This is a genomic window from Nitrosomonas mobilis (assembly GCF_900103035.1).
Classification (GTDB): domain Bacteria; phylum Pseudomonadota; class Gammaproteobacteria; order Burkholderiales; family Nitrosomonadaceae; genus Nitrosomonas; species Nitrosomonas mobilis.
The window spans coordinates 24,903-47,657 of record NZ_FMWO01000032.1 but is presented as its reverse complement, the minus strand read 5'-3'; the positions used below and the strand labels follow the sequence as shown (position 1 = coordinate 47,657).

Here is a 22,755-nt window from a genome sequence, read left to right as displayed (position 1 = left end):
AAATTGCATGGAGACACAGAATTTTTAAATTCTATGTAAGTTCATAGAGTTGCAAATATATTATGGATAAAGCTTGAAATTGGATTTTCCTTTTTCTTGCCTGCCAACTTTAAAATTTCATGCGCTGGCACTTGTTCGGCCTGCACGAGAGAACGATCTGCTTTGATATTGCTCACTTCCCCATTATGGATGGCATAAAATTCTCCTGTTGTCTGGCCGGCCAGCTTGCTGGAGACATCCGTCTTCGCTTCACTCAGCATAGGTTTTAATTTATCCAGAGCCGTTTTTTCTTTGATGCGTCCAATAAACCATGTGGAAATCTGGTCGCGGCATCGGTAATCCAGATCACCCGGGCTCTGGGTTGCAAGCATCAGTCCAATTCCCGCCGAGCGTGCGCGCCTGAGCAGATTTTCCAATGGCTCTTTGGTGGCTGGCTTGGATTGGGCCGGCAAATAAAGGTCCGCCTCGTCGAATAATATGACGCCTTGCAGTTTTTCGCTTGGTGATTTCGCTGCGAAGCGACCAATATCCAGCAGCAGCTGCGATACCCAAAATAATATATTGTCATTGCTGCCCAAATTGTTGGTGCTGATAATGGTCAGTCGGGTCTTGTCGGATGAACGATCAAATAAATTTTCGGTATTCAGTAATTCTCCTGATTGCGAAAACAAATTTTTGTGTCCCAGTGCCAAAGTTTGCAAATCCTGCACCAGTTTTTTGGATAATTTGGGATCGAGCTTGCCAATCGCGTTAAGCAATAATGGGTCATCCTTGTCAATAAAATCCAGCAGATTATTGATTGTTAATGTATGACCTTTGTTTAATTGACTGAGAATGGAAATTGCCTTCCCCAGAATGACAATCCGAGTTTTATCCAGACCTTGATCTTTGTAGCCCATAATCCTTCCCAGAGAAAAGGCGGCATGATTGGCCAGCTGTTCACATTCTCCAGATGATAAATTCTCCAATCCCTTGGGTACGATGGGGATATTCAACGGACGACCTTGTCCCTCAATGGACCCGGGTGTGTAAACGATCACTTCAATTTTGTCGCGTAACGTCTTGCACATTTGGGTGCGTGCTGGGTCTAAGGCAGGGGTGCGCCATGCTTCATCCTTTGCATAGCTGCACAAATCACCTTTCCTGTCCAGCAGAATGGCTGGAATACCTTGCAGCAGCAATTGCTCGATAATATTCAAGGCCAAAGTTGTCTTGCCGCTCCCGGAGCCACCAAGGAAAGCGGCGTGGCGCGCGAATTGAGAAATATCGACTTCGTAAGGGGAGGATTGATAGCCCTGAATCACGCCTATTTTCAGTCGTGATGGATCTGGATCTTTATCTATATCTATAGGATCTCCTTGAGACCCTGAGCCGTCAGGGGAGGGCGAGATATCCGTAAGATCCAGAATTTTCTGAAATGAAGGCAAGCTGTGCAATGGTCGTTTGTCTTGCAGCCAGCGCGTGAAATGAGGTTGTTGTGCATGTTGCTCGCGAAATGACTGCATGGCGACCATCGTGCGCCAGTCGGCGTCCGAGACCAGCACTTTTTTGCCGCCATTGGCTATGAATTCACCCAACTGGAGGGCAATCTTAGACTTTGGGTTATCGGGAAACTCAACAGACCGGATGGCAATGGCTGTGCGTTTGCCTGCCATCGTTTGCAGTTTGTCGATCTGTTTTGCCAGTGTGCCACCTCGTGAAGATTTCTGGCATAGCCCTATGGTTGAGGCGATTACCGGATTCTCCGCAGTATTCCGAATGTCTAGATCGAGAAAATCTTCCCGTTGCACGATATTGCACTCAAGAGAATGACCGAATTCAGTGGCGCAATGTCCAAGCATGCGTCCGAGTAACTGCAGCATTTCATTCTCACTCTCAGGCACGGGATGCGAACCAACGAGATAATCATTCCATGATTGATCGAAGGATGGAACTGGAACTGGAACTGGAACTGGAACTGGAACTGGAACTGGAACTGGAACTGGACCCGAACCTGGATCTTGATCTGGATGTGGTGGCAGTACACCGGTCAGAATCGACTGTTCACGTTGCTGGCGGCACCAATCGAGAATTTGGCGTGTGGACTTGCCGACCTGTGAAGCGGGGATTTCACCTCCGAAGGGGAAAATGGAATCGTCTAAATTAGAATCAACTCCCTGGCTATCGTAAAGATCCTGCAGTCGTATGCCAATCAGTTTGCGTATTTCCGCTTCGCTACGCTTTACACGAAGTATGATCGGATCGGGATCTTTTTCTATTCGATCTTTTTGGGTTTCTGGTAAAGTACTTTTGAGTAGGCTGTATATATCATCCAGGCATGCTACTACAACAAGTACATTGGGAATTTCAGCCAGCTTGGTTATCTTTTCCATTGCGCGCCGGAATTTGATTCCAGCATCCTCTGCCGGATAAATATCTTCCAGTTGATCAAGACAGATGACAAAAGCCCCTGTGTTGATTGCCCGCATCAGCTGCGCCAGCGCTTGTAACAAACGATCAGGATCGTCTTCCTGAATGCGCGGCGTGATATTGCCAAGCAATTTGCAATCATATTCCGACATGTTCTCGCAGCGAAGATACTTGCGGATTCTTGCGTGGGTTGCAGGCTCATCATGCTGCAAATAGAGGAGTGCGCGAATCAAGTCGAGATCGACACTTCGAAATCGTTCACCTTGCTTATTCAGAATGTCATCGGCAATTTTATGAATCAAATCATTCAACTCATCGCGACTTAAGTCACCATTACGCAGCTGATCGATGTCATTCTGCGAGACAACCTGTCGTCTTTCGATTAACGCATTGGACAGGTGCACAAGCCCCGTCATATTGCCGCTAATTGCACAATAGGGCTTGTCGAGAGAATCTATCGTGTAATGAAGCACATAGCTTGCATAATTGGAAACAGATGAGGTCATTTGCATATAGGCAAAATATCCCAATCCCTTCTCATGTGTCTGGTTGCGAAAGGCACGCATGAGATGGGTTTTTCCGGCTCCGGAATCTCCCAACAGCAACATGATGCGTCCCGAGTCCGTTTGCTCGGCGTTGCTGATACGATTCAACAATCGTGCAAAACAGTCACGGCTTTCCTGGTGGATATTTTCGACATCATAGGGATCGGGTTGCCAAATCTGGTTGTGATGGGTAATGGAATGAAAGATCTCTTCCTTTACACGGGCACAAAAAATCTTCGAACATTCTTTTTGTGGGATTCCAGTCATTTTATGGTTCCAGGCGTATGAAATGGAAAATTGAATTCTGATAGGAGGTCTCCGATGCCGAAACCGCATTCTGGTCCATGGCACAAGCAAGATCCGCACGGCTCAGGCTGATCAAGTCCTTGTTGTTGGCAAGTGCAAGGTGCTCCTTAAACTGCTTCAGATCCAATCCGAATGTATTGCCGTCGAGTTCCATTTGATGCCAGACATGAGAAATGAATACTTTGTTATCACCGAATTTTCCGGTTTGACTGCGTTTGGCTGACTGCATTACCTGGTTAGCAAAAAGTTCTAAGCTGAATGGCTGCTTAAGTTGCTGCGTGCCTGCAGGTTTCTCTGTGGCGGTTCTGAGAATTGCCAGACGCAGCTCTTCCGGGCTAATACGCCGTGCACCTACTGCCTTTGCGGCAAGTTGTTTCAGCGCGGCATCCCAAGGCAATTCGCGTTCAGTTCCCAATAGGCTATTCAGAAGCAAAGCAATAACTGAACCTATCGTAAAAGGTTTGGAACGTGTGGCATTGGATGCCGCCAGTTGATGCTGCGGATTGGCAGTGGCTTCGGACCCGGCCAATTGTTGCCAAAGGAGGCTATCCCGGGCTTTAGTCAGGGAAGGATAAGAACCGGCAGGCAGCCGGAACGCATTGACCAGAATGCTCGCCCGGAGGCCATCAGCGCTTGTAATGGAACGACGGTCACGCTCATTGGTTGGGGCAGGTAATTTCAATAGGGAAGCAATCAAATAGCAATTTTTCAGCGCCGGCCAACGTGTTGTGGAAGGCAGGACTTGCAGCCCCAGTTTCTGTAGTGCTAATTTCTGTCCGGCGGCTGAGATGTGGAATCGTGACTTACCTGTTTTATTCAACAGCCCGTGCTCGGTTAGTTGTTGCAAGCATTGCAGCCATTCATTGTTCGAAGGCGGTTGATCAAAAAAAGGGTGTAACGATTTTTTTATTTCGCTGATTGCCAATCCGTTATCCGGGCAAGCCAGGCATCGAATTGAAATAAGCTCTTGAAGAGTCAGATTATCGACTGTAACCATGATTGGTTTCCTAGTTTATTTTTTGCGGCGGTGCCGTCGTGCCTGACGAACAGTCTCAAGAATTTCATCAAGTCGGGAAACGACGTCTTCGGCCAGAAAGCGTAAAACAAGTGTGCCATGTGTTTGTAATATAAAGTCCTTGCGTCGATCCCGGCGCCAGGATTCCGAGTTCTGAAAATGATAATAGCCATCTATTTCCAGAGCTATTTGATCAGAACTGGAAAACAGGTCGACTTCCATCGATCGATTTCCAAATTTAAACGGCATTTTGGCATTTAACTGAAATACGCTACGTGTTTCTGGCGCCAACTCTAATACGCGGAATAGAAATTGTTCAGCTTGGCTGCGGGCGAGAGAAGGGTCATTCTTTTTTTCAGCGATCAGCTGGAGTAATGATTTTGCCTCCTCATATAATTGCGGGGGTGCGCCATATTGCCGAAGAATGTTATCCGTTTCGTCAGGTAAGGTGCCGCAAGAATCTGTATGGATATGTGTCTCGATAACACTTTGACATAACATGGTTTTTGCTCTTGATTCGGGTGCCTTTGTGCAGTAATTTTCAAAGTGCTCGGGCATGACAGACAATGCAATTGGCATTTCTGGCAAGCGCTCTGCAACCTGTGTCAATGCCCGAATGAATGGTGGCTGTAATAATTCGCTATCTGTGACTTCCACGAGCAGACCAGGCAGAATTTTCACTGGCAGTAATTCAGTAAAAGTCATGATGCCTTGCGCGAAATTCTGGTTATTTTCCAGTTGTATGGCCTGTGCCAGATTTAATGCCAGATCAGATGTCAATTCACGGGACAGGGTTATTTGTGTTAAGAACCACTTAAGAAGCAATGATCCTTGTGTAGATAACTGAACGGGTAATTGCTGTTGAAAAATATCCAGCTCATAGCTCGACTTGTTTGCCAATTTAAAGATGAGGTCTTCTGGAGCGTAACGACTGACCTCTGCCAGATACAGCAATAATTGAAACTGCAGGTCAGGTCCTGCGAGCAGCCTTTCTAGCCAGCTTATTGAAAGCGGCTTGGTCATTCCTGGCGACCAGATAACCGTGTCCTTGCCTTCTTGTTGTATCCAATGGCACCATATTTCTTGAGTGTTATTCAAAACGCCCTTGAGAACCGTTAAGACCGGAGTGCCTTGACCGCGTCTTTGTGAATGAATGGCAAGATAGGTCTGTGGTGAAATCTGGGGATCAGTCTGTCTGGTTTGAAATGAGCGTTTCAACATCTGATTTTTTGAAGTGAGTTAAGAAAGGAAGCGTTTGCCAATTGGTTCTTCAGGCATAAAAAATCAGCGAGCCTGGATGGTAAAAGGGCCATTAGATTAATCCTTTAATGGTGCCGAAATTTACAAGTCTGCGCACGGATTGCGGGTGAACAACCGATGAATAATATCGGAGGACAGTCTGAAACTGTATTGCTGCTTGATCAATTATCGGTGCCTACAATCCAGACTGCCCGGAATAATCATTGACGACAAGTAAGCTAATCCTGGCCAACATACGAAATTTAAAATATCGACAGGCGACCTGGAAAACAACACCATTTTCAACAAGAGATACCTTATTTCGGAGAAGACCCAAGAATACTGCTACGGATTAGCATTATCGGCACGATTTTCGTGGCGCTGTATTGTTTCACGCCCGTCCTGGTTATATTCTGCTCGGGGTGGTCGGTTTGTCCGCTCTAACTGGTTATTTGGACTATGTGTTGCTGCCTACGCTAGCAATTTTCATCGGCTTGACCATCTATGCCATCCAGCAAAAACGCCAAGCCGATACTTGCTGCATCAAATCCGTGAGTCACGATCAAATTCTGGCTGCCATCGCCGCTCGAGACACGAGCGTAGCCGATTAACATATCGTGTTATGGAAGCTTAGCTATTCATCAATTTCGTTATCCTTGCGAATATCGATCAACGGATTCTCAATCGGCTCGGTTATGCTCTCGATGGCATTCTCAACAGGTGTATCGGAAGTCACCTCAGGCTGTTTATTCATGATTGGCGGAATCTCGACGGAGATGCCATCCTGAACCTCAGGTTCAGCATCAATCTGAGCATTCGTCGATAAATCATCCATCAACTCAAGCATATTATCGAGGTATTCCTCAATCAACTCGTGCTCATCATCGGAGGCGCCCTCGTTTGGCAGATCATCAATTAGCACCGTGGTGTGAGATAATTTCCCTCTATCCAGAAATTGCCAATAATTCGCTGGCACCATTGTAAAAATGAACAAAATGACCAGAAGCAACAATAACAATTTGCCAGAATAAAAATATGGTATATGGATCCCAAAAATGGAAGTGCCATTCCCTGAATGCATGACTTCCAAAGTAGAGTAGTGATTCTCCAAAGCTGCGCGACGAGCGGATTGCAGTCGATACAAAGTGCTCTGCTTGATATTCTCAGTAGTACCCAAATCCAGTAATTTGGCAATTTTTTTTCCCAACTCTTGCTCGTTCATAATTTAACTCCTCTTTCTCTGAGTATCGACGCCAGTGTATGCGTTGCTCGGGAACAATGAGTCTTCACACTTCCCTCGGAGCAATTCATCACCGCGGCGGTTTCCGCCAAGCTCATTTCCTCCCAGTAACGCAATATGAATGCTTCGCGTTGACGCGCAGGTAAAGTTTCCATGGCTTTTTCTATCAGATCAATTAATTGAGATCTCTCGAGTTGTGCGTCAGGTTCGTTGGCTGCTTGTTTTACCAGTAGCGTTTCGAGGATATTGAAGCCTTCGTGATCTTTGCCCTGGCCATTCGGTGCAAATGCTGAAAACAGCGTAGTCCATAGTGATCGAGTCCTCTGACGACGATAATAATCTCGAATAGTATTCTGTAGAATGCGTTGAAATAACAAAGGCAATTCCTCAGCCGGCTTCGAAGCATACTTTACGGTAAGCTTCATCATCGAATCTTGAACAAGGTCCAATGCAGCATGTTCATCATGCACTGCAAACAACGCCTGCTTATAGGCACGTTTTTCAACGTTAATCAGAAAATCTGAAATTTCTTCACGAGTAGCCAGAATTATCAACCTTTACTTTAAGTAATTAAACTTTAGGGTGCTTCTAAAAATTCATATTTCACTACAATACTTTGTTGCTCAAAAAATTTCCTTACATATCAATTGTATGCTGCGCCAACATTTTTTATTCGCGTCTGGTATTGCGCAGAACTCTAAATTTTTAGAGACGCTCTTAATCAACTTCAGTCGAAACTAAAGTTGTAAAATAGATCTACGGTGCTGTCTTCACCGGCGCGCGTGACGATGCTAACGTGGGGGAACAAGGTGTAGGTGAGCTTAGCGACACCAGTGGAGGCGTTGGTCAGGCCGTGTTCATAGCTTAAGTAGGCGCGGGAGGAGAGGCGTTTACCGACGGTACCGATCTGATCAGCAAGCGAGTTGCTGCCTTCACGCTGCCGGATTGAAAAGTCATCGAATCCAAGTCCCTGTGTAATTTTGTCGAGCATACTTTCATCGGATTGCCCGCCAAGAATGGAGCTAGCGGCACTGAGTAACATCCCACTGTCGAAACCGCCTGTATCGGGTGCGCGTCCCAGAATCAGCCAGGAGAGTTTTTCGAAATCGGGAACATTGGGTTGTGAAACCAGTTTGATTTTGGGATTACGTACGGTGCCGGCAACTTCTACGCCTGCTTCGACCTGCAAGCCGTCGCGTACGGCGAGGATATTGAGTCCTGGGTTGTCCAGCGGGCCGTCAAAATTGACGATGCCGCGTTTGACCAGCAGTTTCTGATTATAGGCTTCGAAGTGAGTATCGCGGGTAGCGATGCTGCCAATGGCGTTGAGTGGCTGACCAGGTCTGCTACGCAGCCGTAATTGTCCGGCCAACCGTCCTTCCAGCCCAGAGGCGCGTAGATAAAAATGATCCCCCAGCTCAAGTGTGGCATCAGCATTAACTGCAAGTGCAGGCGATTCGGGCGGAGGTTCTGTTTCGCTAATGATAGTGACGTCATCATCGAGCGTTGGACGCCCGGTGGCAGGTTGTTTCAGAAAACCGACTTCAGTCAGGATTTTCCCTGTGATGGTAAGTACACGCTCCTGGAAGTCGATACGATTATCGCCGGAGACGACAATCCAGCGATCAGGCTGCTGAGTCAGTGGTAGATGATCAAATACCACGTGTAGTTTACCAAGATGTTTGCGTAGATTAAAGTTACCGTTCAGATCGACCTGTCCACTTTGACGTGCCAGTTTCAGCCCTCTAAGCAGGCGGTCTTTCGATGGTTTTTCCAATGGGGCGGTAAAAGACAAGGTATCCAGCACAAGGCTGTCTTGATCGAAGCGCGCTATAAGTTTTCCATCCTGTATTTGCAAGCCTTCATCGAGCAAGGTTAGCGAAAGCGCCTGCCCCTCAATTTTCCCTTGCAGAAGTGGCATTTCAAGAGTGCCGGCAAGTATTACATTTCCTGCAAGTTTGCCGTTGCTGAGAAAATTGTCATCAATTGCCGGACCAATCCATGACAGATCAGGTAGATTGAACTGTAGATTGCCGCTGATCAGGGTGTCGGGTTTGATTTGCCAGGCTTGTTCCGTGCGCTGTAGTGGGAGCTTGACGCTGGCCAGCGTTTTGCCAATATGCGTACCTTCGACGATGAGTTGGCCATTGACGGTATTTCCTTCAGTCAGTAATTCGAGTGACAGGGTTTGCAGGCCAAGTGCAAACGGAGTCTCCAACGGTAGCACCCAGTCTCCGTTGGTGCGCTGAAGACGAATATTACCGCTGAGTTGCCGGTTAGCGGTAAGCTGCCAGTTACCGTCAACTGTCAATGGTTTGCTGGTTGCTGTGACCGCTGCGTCTGTTGGTAACACGATTTGCTCAAACGTGCCTTCAGTCGCCCAGTTTTCAGGTGTCCAGCTGGCTTTCTGGATATCAATGTTGCCCGATGCTACCGTAAGACGTGTATGTCCCAGCATGACCTGTTCAGGACTCAGTATGATTTCTGGCCGCGTGACGAGCCTGAATGGAATAGAGCCAGTCAATGCGAGTTGCTCGATGGCGCCGCCCCATTGGAAGCCGTCGCGATTGCGGCCATTACTGGTTAGTCCGCCGTTTGCTAGGAATTGCAGCTGGCTCGCCTTATCGATATCGGCTGTCAGTGACAATTGATGCCGGGATTCCGTACCTGCGAGGGCAAAGGTGAGTTTGTGCAGATAGGATTGCGTACCCGCGCGGTATTCTCCAGTTTGCAGATCGAGCGCAATGGCTTCACCTTGCCAACTGCCCTTTGCTTTGAGACTGGCAAGCTGATGCTCATCACCATAATTGAGTCGTGTCGAGCTGGCTTCAAATGTGACGTCAGGGCGATCGAGCCGCCCGGCAAGCGCTAAACGGACGTCGAGATCCCCTTTCAGATTCAACCTAGTTTGTATCAGCTTGGGAGCCGAGAGGGTGAACGACAAGCGATCACCGGCGTTGCCAAGCTGGCCTTTGATTTGCAGCAGATTATCACCAAGACGCAGCTCGGCATCGGTGGCGAGTCGCTTTTTCGTATCGATTTGGTTGAGCGTAATCACACCTTTCCCCGTTACTGGCTGATTATCAAAATGGCTACGCGTGATGCTGTAGTCGATTTTCCCTGCTGGTTGAGGTGCTAGCCGACCATCCAGTCCGAAACTGGCGTTGAGATTGGAGCGTGGCGCATCGATCAGCGTCGACAGATCGAACTGTTTGAGGACGCCCTCAAAGGTGAAAGGCTGGTTCGCATCCAGTTGTAAACTGCCATGACCGGAAACTTGAGCACTACCATGAGAGAAATCGAGTGACTCGATGGCGATGGTATGGTTGCGGTGGGATAATGCGGCGTCAAAAGCAAGCTTTAAAGACTTATCATGCAGCTGGATTCTACCTTGCTGTATGCTCTGGCCTCCCTGCAATTCGATCTGTCCTGACAAATTTGCGGGTTGCAGACGGGTATCGAGCAGTGCCGGATTGACCGCATGGACACCGATAACTGCGGAGCTGGCGGCGTCACTGATATCCCAATGAATTTCACCGGTAAGATGGGCGGGCGTCTGTTTTGATCCGGCGAACCGTATCGCAACATCGTCGAGCGCGATTGTCTCGTTCGTAAGAGAAACTCGCGTTCGAACATTCTGCAGCGGGAGCCCGTCTTGGTCGAGTGTTTGGGGCTGCGTATTGTGTATCTCGACATTGCCTTGTAATGCGCCCTGTGCAGTTTGCTGCAGATTCGTAGTCAGATTGAGATAGGCCGAAGGAAAATCAGCCGAGAAACGCCGCGGATTGAGATTGTCGAGCTTAAGATCAAACGTAGTGAGTGGCTGGATGTTGAAAGGCTGTAGAGTGATTGTGCCATGTCCTTGCATTTCTCCTGCTTCTATTGTCAGTAACGCGCGCGCCTGCTCCAGGTCACCGTTTAAACGGAGTGAAACGTGACTGGATGCAGGATAGTTTGCTGCTAATGCGGCTGGCCAGTCATGCAAAACAATAAGGCCAGACAGATCGAACGGCGCATGCGTTGCGATCTGCAGCCTACCCGCGAGCTTGCCCTGTTCGAGTGTGAGCGAAAAAATGGGAATTTTATGCACTGTATCGCCACTATCCAGACGCAGAACAAGTTCTTGCGCGCTGAACTCAGGACTATCGCTGCCAAGAGTAAATGTGCGTAACGAGCGAATGCCCAATTGGTTGATGACGATATTGAAGGGCAGTTGCAGTGTGTCCGGCAGACTGGGTGGGGCATCCGATGGCGCACTGGAAAATTCGACGGTATCGGCAGCAAGCATTTCGATTAGCAAAGTTTTACCCAACAGTTTGCGTGGTTGCCAGTCAACGGCAAAGTTTTCCACCGTGACAAGGTTTTCGTCATCCTGAAAGTGAATCAGCCCGATTCGCAAAGCGTGCAGGTTGCCGGTGACATCGGTGAAGGCCAGCGTATTGCCGCTTGCTCGGGAAACTGTTGTCAATAGCCACTGCAGGCCGGATGTGGTTGTACTCAGCCAGTAAGCGCTACCAACCACCATGGAGAATACAAGCAACAGGATGATCAAAAATCGAATTTTGAATACAACGGAACGGTTTGTGGCCGGTGTCGTTATCGCGGTTGACGTGGGTTGACTGGTTTCGTTCATATTAAAAAGCAACTGCAATCGAAAAATGTACCCGCAAGGTACCGGTGTCATGGCGTCTGGCAAGATCGAGCCCAAATGGTCCCGCAGGGCTGCGCCAGCGCACCCCCGCGCCATAACCGAGATTTAGTTTGAGTCTGCGTAGGTTGTCGGCGGCATCGCCAGCATCGGCAAATACGGCGGCTCCCCATTTTTCCGTCAGCCAGCGGATATATTCGACGGTGCCGGTTACCATAGCACGCCCACCCACAATTGCATTGCCTTCACGAGCGCCTAGACTCAGAAAATCATACCCCCGGATCGACTGAATACCACCGGCACGGAACAAGTATTCCTGCGGAATACCGCTGCGTGAAGCAGAAAGGGTGTAGCCTGATTCTGCACGGATATGCAGCACATCGCGCTCGCCGATTGGCCACCAGCGCATATGGCGGGCATAACCGCGCAGAAAGTCGCGATCGGATAAAACGTGACCTGAACCACCACCCAACCTGATATCGGAAACATGCCCTTTCCTGACGTGTACCGGGTTGTCGACATCCAAATAACGCCACCAGAGATCCAGTGTCAGCGCTTTGACGGTGGTGTTGGGTGCACCAGCGGGTTGCCTACTTTCGCGTTGCCAGTTGATTCCATACTGCAGGGTGGAGTTGGCCGTGACACGGATTCTGGAAAAATCTGCGCGCTGGCTCAAAGTTTCCAGATTCTTGATATCGGTACGGGCAATTCTGGCACCGAAGGTGTAGCGATACTGGTTGGCGTCCGGTAAGGTGTCCACCCGGGTCGAAAAGGTTTGCTGTTTCTGTTCCAGTCGCATCAGGCTGGTCAATTGCCATGCACGCTGCAGAAAATTAAAGTCGCGATAATTGATTTCACCACGTGCACCGTTGTTTGAGCCGTAACCAAGACCGATGCCGATACGTTTACTTTGTGCTTCGGTCAACATGACCGATATTGGTGCAGCTGGAGCGAGCGCGGGGTCGTTATCGATGCTGATATCCACGCTGTTGAACAACTGACTATTTTGCAGCGTGGCCTGAAAAGCAAGTAACTGATCGCGGTTGTAAGGATCTCCTTGTCGAAAACCGGCACGCTGTTGCAGCAATTTGAGTGGATAGCGTTTCAATCCCTCGACCTGCAATTTTCCAAAACGGAAAGCCGGGCCAGAGTCGATCACGATTTTCAGATCTGCTTGCGTTTTTTCCGGATCGATTCTTGCCTCACTCGATTCGATGTGGGCAGCGGCATAATCCTGGGCCATGACGCTGGCAATTAAGGCTGATTTGGCATCTTCCCAGCGGGCATTCTTGAAAATTTTTCCCGTGATCAGAGGCCATGTAGCCTGCAGTTTAGCCCGGCGTGTCTGGTTCTCAGGTGTTTCTTCAGCTATTGCTCCCTTGAATTCCAGGGAAAAACTAGCAACGCGAGTACGTGGCCCGGGTGTAATTTTGAGGCGATAGGGCGTGTTCGCGGTTGCTGGTTCAAAATGAGTGGCCGGTGTGAAATAGCCCTCGGTATGTAAGAGCTCGGTAATTTCCTGGGTGACTCGCCGCTGAAACCCGGCGTGCTTAGCTTCGTTTGCAAAAGGTTTTTCAGGAAATTCGATGTGTTGCTCGATCAGCCTGCGGATAGCGTCAGGCGCATCAATCGTAATGACAAACGTATTGGCGGTTTTATTGGATTTGTGATCGGAGCTGGAAGCGGGTGCGGCAGCAGAAGTGGCTATGCAGAGAGCCCAGATCATTAGCACTGCGACCACAGCCCGAGCTGTCATCGCAGATACCTTACATGCGTTCGATATAATCACCTGTACCGGTATTGATTTTAATTTTTTCTCCTTGCGTAACGAAAGACGGCACCATCACAACCAGCCCGGTCTCAACTGTGGCAGGCTTGAAAGAACTGGTGGCGGTTGCGCCTTTTAGGCTGGGTTCGGTTTCAGTTACGGTCAGAACTACATTTGGCGGTAATTTGACGCCAATCGGTCGTTCATGATGAAAATTGATTTGTAGTTCGGCGTTGGGCAACAGATATTCGCTCTGGCCTTCCAGAAAATCCTGCGGCAGGCTGAGTTGTTCATAGGTTTGTTGATCCATGAAAACATATTCATTATTTTCCTGATAAAGAAAAATCATATCGCGCGGTTCAACCTGTGTGCGCTCGATTTTTTCATCAGTACGTATACGTTGATTGATCTTAGTGCTGGTTTCAATATCTTTCATTTCCACTTGCATAAATGCGCCTCCGCGTCCGCCGACGTGGACATGGTAACATTTGGCTACGCGCCAGATGCGCTTGTCCCACTCGATCAGATCTCCTACTCGGATTTCGGTTGCCAGAATCTTGGCCATAGTTGTTAGTCCGAATTAAATGCCTATTTTACAATAAAGCACTATGCCTGAATCTTCGACGTTCCAGCCAGACTGCCGCCGCTGCCCGCGTCTGGCACAATATCTTGATGAAGTAAAAATTGCTTATCCAGATTACTATGCGCGCCCTGTACCTCCTTTTGGTGCGACTCCAGCCAGATTGCTGGTCGTCGGGCTAGCACCAGGGATACATGGTGCAAACCGCACCGGCCGACCTTTTACTGGTGATTTTGCGGGCATTCTCCTCTACCAGACCTTACATAAATTCGGACTGGCCAGTCATAGTGAGTCAATCGCACACAGCGATGGGCTGATTTTGTCAAACTGCCGCATTACCAACGCGGTTAAGTGTCTGCCACCCGCGAATAAGCCGGATACTAGCGAAATTCGGCAGTGTAATCATTATCTGAAAAATGAGTTGATTCAATTTGTGGAGCAGGGCGGTAAGGCAATATTAGCGCTGGGTGGTGTCGCGCACCGCGCCATCGTAATGGCGCTGAGAGTTAAATCAACAATTTTTCCATTCGGCCACGGTGCGGTACACCAGCTCGACAATGATCTGTGGCTGTACGACAGCTATCATTGCAGCCGCTATAATACTCAGACGAAGCGGCTCACTGCAGAAATGTTCGAGCAGGTATTTATGAGGATAGACGAGGATTTGGGTTAGGAGCCTGCTGAACCGATTTTTGGTTTTGATGGACGGGCATCTCTAAAAATCCATATTTCGTCACAATACTATGTTGCTTAGAGCTCTGAATTTTTAGAGGATACCTGGACCTAGGTGTTATTTGTCATTATCCTGCCTGATGCGATCTGCAATTCCGGTCAGTACGCCGCTGGATATTTTGTGCAACATGTCTGCTGTCATTTGGGTCAATTGTACGCCTGCTTCTAGCTGCGCGCGCCCGGTAGAAGCAACTTGATGCGCCAAAACTGCAAGAGTATCTTTTAGTTGGGCGCCAACGGCTGTTCCATTACGAACCGCATGCGTATGCATATCTTGCAGGGTTTCTGCAATTAATCCCTGCGTTGCTTTGGCGGCATGACTCAAGGTTTCCAGGAAAAGTGTTTCCAGACTTTCCAGATCAGCCCGTGTTTTAGTTAATTCACCTTGCGAGAATTGTCTGGCTTTACCAGCTGCCTCTTCCAGCGCTAGCTTTGAGGCGCTCGCCAGCTGCGCAAACGCAGTATCCAGTCCGGTTACTGCCTGCATAATCTGGTTTTGTGCAGCGTGGGATTGTTCGGAGGCATGTGCTAAGGCATGTTGCGAGCCTTCATGCGCGCCTTCCATTACAGCAGTCGCGATTTTTTTCAGGGACTCCAGGTCCAGACCATGGGTATGCATCGCCTCAAGGGTAAGTTCTCTGACTTTTTTCTCAATATCGCCACCCTGTGCAACTGCTTCGCGTATTTCATCGGCAAAGCGGTTAATGTCACTCTGGGATTGTGTGGAGCCGTGGTTTTTATTTTGCATAATAGTACCCTTCGTTGATAGCCTATCGATAAATCAAGTGTAGTAGGATTGTGCGCTTTATCCGGTCAGCCGGTCAAGACCATTCATGTAAGGACGTAGAACTTCCGGGATGGTGACGCTACTGTCTTCATTCTGATAATTTTCCAGTATGGCAACCAAGGTACGCCCGACCGCAAGGCCTGATCCATTCAGGGTGTGCAGGAGTTCCGGTTTGCTTTGTTTACCGCGGAAACGCGCCTGCATCCGCCGCGCCTGAAATGCCTCGCAGTTACTGCATGAAGAAATTTCTCGGTATGTATTCTGGGCAGGTAACCAAACCTCGATATCGTAGGTTTTGGCAGCGGCAAATCCCATGTCACCACTGCACAGCAATACCACTCGGTAGGGAAGCGCCAGCTTCTGCAGAATTTTTTCGGCGTGGCTGACGAGCGATTCCAGTGCATGATAGGAATTTTCTGGCTGTGTAATTTGCACGAGCTCTACTTTGTCAAACTGGTGCTGGCGGATAAGGCCACGAGTATCTTTGCCGTAACTGCCAGCCTCGGAACGGAAACAGGGAGTGTGCGCGACCAGTTTGAGTGGAAGATTTTCGAGAGGAACAATCTCGTCACGTACCATATTGGTTAGGGGTACTTCAGCAGTCGGAATCAGATGTAATTCGGATACTTCACCTTGGCCAGAAATTTCGGTTTCAGTACTTTCCGCGCCATGCTCATCTGTCCGAATAGAAAAGATATCCGCTTTGAATTTCGGAAGCTGGCCGGTACCACGCAAACAGGCGGAGTTGACCAGATAAGGAGCATAAATCTCCTGATAACCGTGTTCCTGAGTGTGGGTATCCAACATAAATTGAGTGAGTGCGCGATGTAGGCGGGCAACACCACCTTTAAGCAGGCTAAAACGGGCGCCACTGAGTTTGGTGGCGGTTTCAAAATCGAGTAGTCCCAACTGTTCGCCGATTGTGACATGATCTTTGACTGGAAATGTATGGGTTCTTGGAGTTCCCCAGCGCCGCAATTCAACATTATCAGCTTCACTTTTTCCAATAGGCACACTCTCATGAGGCAGGTTGGGGATTTCCATCAATAGTTGTTGAAATTCAGCCTGCACCTCGTCCAGCTGTACTTCTGCCTGTTTCAGTTCATCGCCAAGTGTCGCAACTTCAGCCATGATGGGAGCAATGTCTTCTCCCCGTTGTTTAGCAATACCGATTTCCCTGGATGAAGCATTGCGTTTTGCCTGAAATGTCTGTACCTGAGTCTGTATTGACTTGCGTCTGGTTTCTAGCGCTTCAAAATTGGCTGTTGGGAGGTTATACCCTCTACGAGCCAGATGGGTGGTGATGGTTTCCAGATCATTACGCAGCAGTTGAATATCTAGCATGAATTTTAGTTTTATCGTTAATTTTTCTTGTAAATAGGAGAAAACCGGAATTACTCCTCAAAGCTGCACAAGGAATAGAGCTTATATCCTTGCTTCTGCAGGCGTTCTGCGCCGCCAACTGTTGGCAAATTAATGACAAAGCAGCACTCTATCACTTCTGCTTTCATATCCAGCATCAGTTTCAGAGCCGCTTCCATAGTGCCGCCAGTTGCAATCAGGTCATCTATCAGCAGTACTCTATCGTTTTCATTAACAGCATCGACATGAATTTCTACCCGGTCATGCCCATATTCAAGCTGATAGTCACACCCAATCGTTGCCGATGGCAATTTTCCCTGCTTGCGAACAGGAACAAAGCCTGCACCCAAGGCATAGGCGACAGGTGCCGCAATAATGAATCCCCGTGATTCAATACCGACAACCTTGTCTATTTTCTCATTGCGGTAGCGAGCAACAATTTTTTCAATGGTGTTCCGCAATCCGATCGGGTCTTGCAGTAACGTGGTGATGTCCCGAAACATGATTCCCTCTTTGGGGTAGTGGGGGATAGTGCGAATAAGTGATTTAATAGGCATAAACGGACAAACAGAAAATGGTGGCGGGGGAATTTTGCGGACAAGCTGCAAAACGCTTTTTACAGCCCTGGTTAGAGCAAAATGAGATACAAAGATAGTAGTTTCAGCGATTGGCAGGACGGATATACAGACCAACCAATTCAGTCTGACCAACTACATGGCCGTGCATGGCTTCCTCCAGTACTGTTTTGGTTGGCTGCTTCAGATCAGGCAGGACAATATCGAGCGCATAAAGTTTGTGAAAGTAACGATGCGTTCCAATTGGCGGGCAGGGGCCGCCATAACCCACTCGATTCCAGTTATTCAATCCCTGTAATGTGCCTGCGGGCAAATTATTTTCCATGACATTCTCAGGCAATCCGCTGATTGTTGGTGGAAGGTTATACAGTACCCAATGTACCCAGGTCATCTTCGGTGCAGCGGGGTCGGGTGCATCTGGGTCATCAACAATCAGAACCAGAGTGCGAGTACTATCTGGAATGTTTGTCCAGTTTAGCTCCGGCGATAGATCATGATCGTCGCAAGTATGTCGTGCCGGTATCGGCCCGTTGTAAATAAAAGAAGGTGAGGACAGAGTAAAAGTCATCGTTTTCTCCTTAATTTTCGAAATACGTGAACGACTTTGCTGGTGCTGACAGAACATAACTTCCATGCAGCCAATAAAGTTTAATTCTCTGGCTGCGGTGCTACCGACGAAATTTGCTGTTAATAATATTTGGGCACATCTAAAAATCCACATTTGTGAGCATCCCCTTCGGGGATTGCCTGTTTACCCCGTCTCGTCACAATACTGTGTCGCTTATAAAAAATGTTTCCTTATATATCAACTATATGCTGCGTCGACATTTTTTATTCACGCCTGGTCTTATTTAGAACTATGAATTTTTAGAGTGGCCCATGTGTGAAAGATCAGGTTTGGGATTCCTTGGCAAGATCCTTGTCACTATTTTTCTTACGCAGGAAGAAAAAAGCGGCGCCTCCTCCTGCCGCGATAATCAGAAAGATTATTTCCAGCATGCCAAATCCGTCACCATGACCACCATGACCTCCACTGCCACCTACATGAACCGGGATGCGCACGGCAGTTTTTGCATTACCAGCACCATCATCTGTTTCCAGCAGGATAGAGTACTGACCGAGTTCATCGAATTCGGTTGAGACAACAATAATCCCGGACAGATACTGCTCGGCAGGCATGTAAAGCAGTTCGTGTTCACCGTGATCCATTCCTTCATGTGCATCCATTACCAGACGAACAGCGATCGGAATTTCGCGTGTATCGAGATCTGAAATTTCGATTGTTATGTTGACTTTTCCGACATCAGGAACATGATCACAAAAGGAGTGCATCGGCGGAAGATCTTCTTTGGGGACTTCATATATGCTGACTGTAACTGGAAAATCTCCTGATTCGATTACACACCCTCCCGCGTCGTGATGGCCTTCGTGCGCGAGCATCAGCTGTGCAGACAAAGGTAGCGATAACGATAATAGAGACGCCGTGACGCATAGTCCTGTGATAAATTTGTTTTGTAAATTTTTTCTCATAAATTCCCCGCGTTTTTCTGAAAAATAATCTTAATTTATATTTAAAATACAGTTTGTTAAGGTTCCGGAGCGAGTTGGCCACTACAATGCGTAATGCCTGGCCAGTTAATTACTGTTAACGGCTTCTTATATTGTCGAACAGAGCAATCAGTTTTTTGTATTTCTGACTTACTCTACTGATTTTTTATTTGGAGCGTTTAGATAAATACTAATTCCATCTCAAATTATTTTGCGCGTGCAAAATTAGCTTGGGTGTCAGAATTTATAGAAACACACTCTACGTAAAGAAAGCGCGAGCAATTGTATAACAAAATGTCAAATTCAGCATCGTGAAGCTCGAGATGCGGATAGTCGTAGCAGAATTTGACGCATTCGCAGTATATAGGTATAGTAACCGACTTTACGGGGTGTAGCGTAGCCTGGTAGCGCGCCTGGTTTGGGACCAGGATGTCGGGAGTTCAAATCTCTCCACCCCGACCAGATTTCAAATTAATTTGTGTCGAGCCGGTTTGAGTATTAGTGCCCGTAGCTCAACCGGATAGAGCACCAGCCTTCTAAGCTGGGGGTTACAGGTTCGATTCCTGTCGGGCACGCCAGATTAGAAAAGATACTTTGTACTTTTTTATTGGTGTCTGGCAGAAAGTATGATCTGCCGTTGAAGCTTCTAAAGTATGGTGGCTGTAGCTCAGTTGGTAGAGTCCCGGATTGTGATTCCGGTTGTCGTGGGTTCGAGTCCCATCAGCCACCCCAGCTCTTCTGTAACAGATAAACCCGTAATAAGCAGGATTTTCGAAATGTAATATCATTTCGTTGCCGTATCCCCTTGTCCCTGCAATATCAGCTTCTTCAATCCTGAAGCGGTTTACTGGAAATGGTTGATTAGGCAAATTAAAGAATTTCTGGTAACTACTATGATAGTTAGTAAAGCGTGCTTATAAAGCTCATGCATTGCTACTCATCGGTTACGATAACCCGTCTGCATTAGGCGGGATGAGGTGTTAACGATTGAAGATCATTATTCTAGGTGCTGGCCGGGTAGGGTCCACGGTTGCTGAAAGTCTGGTTGGCGAGTCTAACGACATTACCGTTGTCGATTTATCCAGCAGTAGACTCAGTTTGTTGCAGGATCGGCTGGATCTACGCACCATAATTGGTAATGCCTCGCATCCATCTGTTCTGACTCAGGCTGGTGCGGACGATGCTGATATTCTTCTTGCTGTTACCGGTAGCGATGAAACCAATATGGTTGCTTGTAAACTAGCCAAGAGTATCTTCAACACACCGACCAGAATTGCACGAATTCGGGCTAGTGAGTATCTGGATCACCCAGTTATTTTTTCCAAAGAAAATTTTTGTGTTGATTTCGCAATTTGTCCTGAACAGATTCTGATGCGCTACATCGAGAAACTGATCGAATTTCCGGAAGCCTTGCAAGTGCTGGATTTTGCTTCAGGCAAAGTCAGCTTAGTCGCAGTCAAAGCTTTTCATGGCGGCCCTCTGATTGGTCAGCAGCTGCAGGAACTGCGCAGACATGTCCCCAATGTTGAAACCAGAGTGGCCGCAATTTTTCGCCATGACCGTCCGATTATTCCTGAAGGTAATACTGTTGTGGAGGTTGGTGACGAGGTATTTTTTATCGCGGCATCAAACGATATACGGGTAGTACTTCGGGAATTGCGCCGGCTGGATAAACCCGCAAGGCGCGTGATGATCGCCGGGGGCGGGAAAATAGGCAAGCGGTTGGCGATGGCGCTGCAGGACAATTATCAGGTCAGAATCATCGAATATGATGGCAAGATTTGTGAAATATTGGCGCAAGATTTAAGCAATACGCTGGTGTTGCATGGTGATGCGACCGATGAAGAGCTACTGGAAAGCGAGAATATTGGAGAGATGGACGTATTCTGCGCGCTGACCAATGATGACGAAAACAATATCATGGCTGCTCTGATGGCCAAGCGTATGGGAGCGCGCAAAGTTATTTCATTAATCAATCGCAGTATTTATGTTGATTTGATGCAGAGCAGCGGCATTGATATTGCCATTTCACCAGCACAAGTAACAATTGGTTCCTTGCTGGCTTACGTCAGACAAGGCGATGTCGCAGTCGTGCATAGCTTGCGCCGTGGTGCGGCTGAAGCATTGGAGTTGGTAGCGCACGGTGACGCGAGTGCTTCCCGGGTGGTTGGTCGCAGAATTGATGAGATCAAGTTGCCTAAGAGCGCAACCATTGGTGCAATTGTCCGCGGCATGCCCAGTGATGGTGGTTTGCTTGATGAGTCAGATAATGTAGGGCATGACATTGTCACGCAACCTAACTCGCCACAGGTAATTATTGCGCATCATGATACGGTGATCGAACAGAATGATCATGTCATCATGTTTGTCGTCAACAAAAAAATGATTCGTCAGGTGGAAAGACTGTTTCAGGTAGATGTGGCTTTTATATAGACACCGGCTGCGATGAATCATTTATTGGCGGTTGTCAACATTCTTGGCAAGCTGATCGTTGTGTTCGGCTTGACGATGCTGCTGCCATGTATGGTGGCCTATTTTAGCCAGGATGAGTCGCTGATTGTTTTTTTGCAGGCACTACTCACTACACTGGGTACTGGAACTGCGCTATGGTTAAGCACACGCCGTTACAAACGCGAATTGCAGACACGTGATGGTTTTTTGTTGGTGGTGCTGACGTGGCTATCCTTGCCGTTATTTGGCATGTTGCCCATTTTGAGCTATTTTCCTGAACTGGGCTTCGCCAAATCCTATTTTGAAGCAACTTCAGGTTTGACTGCAACGGGTGGGACGGTTTTAACTGGTCTCGACTCGTTGCCTTATGCTATCAATTTGTGGCGGGGACTGATGATCTGGTTAGGCGGTATGGGTTTGATCGTGCTGGCAGTGGCGATTCTCCCAATGCTAGGAGTGGGTGGACGTCAGCTTTTCAAGGCGGAAATTCCGGGGCCGATGAAAGAATCGAAGTTAACACCCCGCATTGCAGAAACCGCGAAAGGGTTATGGATGGTTTATACCTTCTTGACATTACTTTGTGCCTGTGCCTACTGGCTGGCAGGAATGAACGGGTTTGACGCGATCATTCATGCATTTACTACCCTAGGTCTGGGTGGTTTTTCCTCGCATGACGCCAGTTATGGATATTGGGATTCACCGCTAATCGAAGTGGTGGCAATTGTATTCATGTTGATTGCGGGAATCAATTTTGCTTCACATTTCATGGTGTGGCGCGCCAGAAGCTTTTCGCCTTATTGGTTTGATCCTGAAGTGAAATTGTTTTTGTTCATCGTACTGACAAGTTGTATAGGTTTGGCTGGTTATCTCTGGAAGATGGGCATTTACGCCCACCCTATAGAAGCATTGCGCTACGCTTCTTTCAATGTGGTATCTGTAGCAACAACTACGGGTTATAGCAATACCGATTATGCTATCTGGCCGGTATTTGCTCCTTTATGGATGTTGTTTCTGTCAGGATTTTCTACTTCTTCAGGATCAACTGGCGGTGGGATTAAAATGATCCGCGTACGCATACTCTATCAGCAATTCTTCCGGGAGATGATTACCATCATGCATCCTCGGGCGATTTCTCCGGTCAAGATCGGGCAAAGCATTATTTCCAACAAGATTATTTTTGCAGTGCTCGTATTCCTGTTTGTCTATCTGACCAGTATCGTGCTGATGACCCTCGTGCTTACATTAAGCGGTCTGGATGAGATTACTGCCTTCTCGGCGGCAATAGCTTGTTTGAATAATCTGGGTCCTGGTCTGGGTGAGATAGGTCCGGCAACCACCTATGCTTCACTTAATGATTTTCAGATATGGTTGTGCAGTTTTGCCATGTTGCTTGGCAGACTGGAGTTTTACACACTGATTATTGTATTTACCGTGGCTTTCTGGCGTAAATGAGACAGCTCTGACCAGCCGGACCGCAGAAAATCAGGTGAATAGCTGGCAGAAAAGTGATCACTTCGGATAGAATCGACCAATAATAGAAATACGCTTGT

Annotated in this window: 17 protein-coding genes and 3 tRNA genes; 7 read left to right on the top strand and 13 right to left on the bottom strand. The window is 47.9% G+C overall.

Annotated elements, in window-relative coordinates:
- Positions 1-41: 41 nt before the first annotated feature.
- The 3 genes from NSMM_RS03040 to NSMM_RS03030 are packed head-to-tail and all read right to left on the bottom strand — an operon-like array spanning position 42 to position 5,496.
- Positions 42-3,221: an AAA family ATPase gene (locus tag NSMM_RS03040; RefSeq protein WP_090284479.1), complete on the bottom strand. Its 3,180-nt coding sequence runs from the start codon at positions 3,219-3,221 to the stop codon at positions 42-44.
- A gap of 1 nt (position 3,222) precedes the next feature.
- The gene (locus tag NSMM_RS03035; RefSeq protein WP_090284477.1) at positions 3,223-4,257 is read right to left on the bottom strand and encodes a hypothetical protein; all 1,035 of its coding nucleotides are present in this window, start codon (positions 4,255-4,257) and stop codon (positions 3,223-3,225) included.
- Between the two features lie 15 nt (positions 4,258-4,272).
- Positions 4,273-5,496: an endonuclease domain-containing protein gene (locus NSMM_RS03030; RefSeq protein ID WP_090284474.1), complete on the bottom strand. Its 1,224-nt coding sequence runs from the start codon at positions 5,494-5,496 to the stop codon at positions 4,273-4,275.
- Positions 5,497-5,900: 404 nt separating this feature from the next.
- Here NSMM_RS03030 and merF point away from each other — a divergent pair, with 404 nt between their 5' ends.
- On the top strand, positions 5,901-6,125 hold the full coding sequence (gene merF / locus NSMM_RS03025) for a mercury resistance system transport protein MerF (RefSeq protein WP_245654657.1): 225 nt from the start codon (positions 5,901-5,903) through the stop codon (positions 6,123-6,125).
- 23 nt (positions 6,126-6,148) lie between these two features.
- On the opposite strand, the gene NSMM_RS03020 is transcribed toward merF, so the two are convergent.
- From NSMM_RS03020 to efp, 5 genes are all read right to left on the bottom strand, one after another.
- Complete coding sequence (locus NSMM_RS03020; protein WP_090284472.1) at positions 6,149-6,736, bottom strand: DUF3619 family protein; 588 nt, start codon at positions 6,734-6,736, stop codon at positions 6,149-6,151.
- Positions 6,733-7,299 carry an RNA polymerase sigma factor gene (locus tag NSMM_RS03015; protein WP_090284626.1) on the bottom strand — a complete coding sequence of 189 codons (567 nt, stop codon included), beginning with the start codon at positions 7,297-7,299 and terminating at the stop codon, positions 6,733-6,735. Before NSMM_RS03015 ends, NSMM_RS03020 begins: the two co-directional genes overlap by 4 nt.
- A gap of 182 nt (positions 7,300-7,481) precedes the next feature.
- Positions 7,482-11,387 carry a translocation/assembly module TamB domain-containing protein gene (locus tag NSMM_RS03010; protein ID WP_176753836.1) on the bottom strand — a complete coding sequence of 1,302 codons (3,906 nt, stop codon included), beginning with the start codon at positions 11,385-11,387 and terminating at the stop codon, positions 7,482-7,484.
- Position 11,388: 1 nt separating this feature from the next.
- Entirely contained in the window at positions 11,389-13,128 is a 1,740-nt protein-coding gene (locus tag NSMM_RS03005) for an autotransporter assembly complex protein TamA (protein WP_245654656.1), read from the bottom strand.
- A 40-nt stretch (positions 13,129-13,168) separates the two neighbouring features.
- On the bottom strand, positions 13,169-13,735 hold the full coding sequence (gene efp / locus NSMM_RS03000; protein WP_090284468.1) for an elongation factor P: 567 nt from the start codon (positions 13,733-13,735) through the stop codon (positions 13,169-13,171).
- Between the two features lie 43 nt (positions 13,736-13,778).
- On the opposite strand from efp, the gene NSMM_RS02995 reads away from it, so the two are divergent.
- Positions 13,779-14,423, top strand: a complete 645-nt coding sequence (locus NSMM_RS02995) for a uracil-DNA glycosylase (RefSeq protein ID WP_090284466.1) — start codon at positions 13,779-13,781, stop codon at positions 14,421-14,423.
- A 117-nt stretch (positions 14,424-14,540) separates the two neighbouring features.
- Here NSMM_RS02995 and NSMM_RS02990 read toward each other — a convergent pair whose 3' ends face one another.
- The 5 genes from NSMM_RS02990 to NSMM_RS02970 all read right to left on the bottom strand — a co-directional run bounded on the left by NSMM_RS02990 (position 14,541) and on the right by NSMM_RS02970 (position 18,736).
- Entirely contained in the window at positions 14,541-15,230 is a 690-nt protein-coding gene (locus NSMM_RS02990) for a DUF6781 family protein (protein ID WP_090284464.1), read from the bottom strand.
- 57 nt (positions 15,231-15,287) lie between these two features.
- Positions 15,288-16,613: a serine--tRNA ligase gene (gene serS, locus NSMM_RS02985; RefSeq protein ID WP_090284462.1), complete on the bottom strand. Its 1,326-nt coding sequence runs from the start codon at positions 16,611-16,613 to the stop codon at positions 15,288-15,290.
- A gap of 50 nt (positions 16,614-16,663) precedes the next feature.
- Positions 16,664-17,188 (bottom strand): adenine phosphoribosyltransferase, encoded by a 525-nt coding sequence (locus tag NSMM_RS02980; RefSeq protein WP_090284460.1) that lies wholly within the window; start codon positions 17,186-17,188, stop codon positions 16,664-16,666.
- 103 nt (positions 17,189-17,291) lie between these two features.
- The gene (locus tag NSMM_RS02975; RefSeq protein ID WP_090284621.1) at positions 17,292-17,774 is read right to left on the bottom strand and encodes a YbhB/YbcL family Raf kinase inhibitor-like protein; all 483 of its coding nucleotides are present in this window, start codon (positions 17,772-17,774) and stop codon (positions 17,292-17,294) included.
- 323 nt (positions 17,775-18,097) lie between these two features.
- Positions 18,098-18,736, bottom strand: a complete 639-nt coding sequence (locus NSMM_RS02970) for a hypothetical protein (RefSeq protein ID WP_090284458.1) — start codon at positions 18,734-18,736, stop codon at positions 18,098-18,100.
- Between the two features lie 403 nt (positions 18,737-19,139).
- Between NSMM_RS02970 and NSMM_RS02965 the strand changes: the two genes are divergently transcribed.
- From NSMM_RS02965 to NSMM_RS02945, 5 genes are all read left to right on the top strand, one after another.
- A tRNA-Pro gene (locus tag NSMM_RS02965) sits at positions 19,140-19,216 on the top strand.
- A 39-nt stretch (positions 19,217-19,255) separates the two neighbouring features.
- Positions 19,256-19,332, top strand: a tRNA-Arg gene (locus tag NSMM_RS02960).
- A 78-nt stretch (positions 19,333-19,410) separates the two neighbouring features.
- A tRNA-His gene (locus NSMM_RS02955) sits at positions 19,411-19,486 on the top strand.
- Positions 19,487-19,741: 255 nt separating this feature from the next.
- Positions 19,742-21,187 (top strand): Trk system potassium transporter TrkA, encoded by a 1,446-nt coding sequence (gene trkA, locus NSMM_RS02950; RefSeq protein ID WP_090284456.1) that lies wholly within the window; start codon positions 19,742-19,744, stop codon positions 21,185-21,187.
- 12 nt (positions 21,188-21,199) lie between these two features.
- A complete protein-coding gene (locus tag NSMM_RS02945; RefSeq protein WP_090284454.1) occupies positions 21,200-22,657 on the top strand; it encodes a TrkH family potassium uptake protein in 1,458 nt (485 codons plus the stop codon).
- Positions 22,658-22,755: the final 98 nt, after the last annotated feature.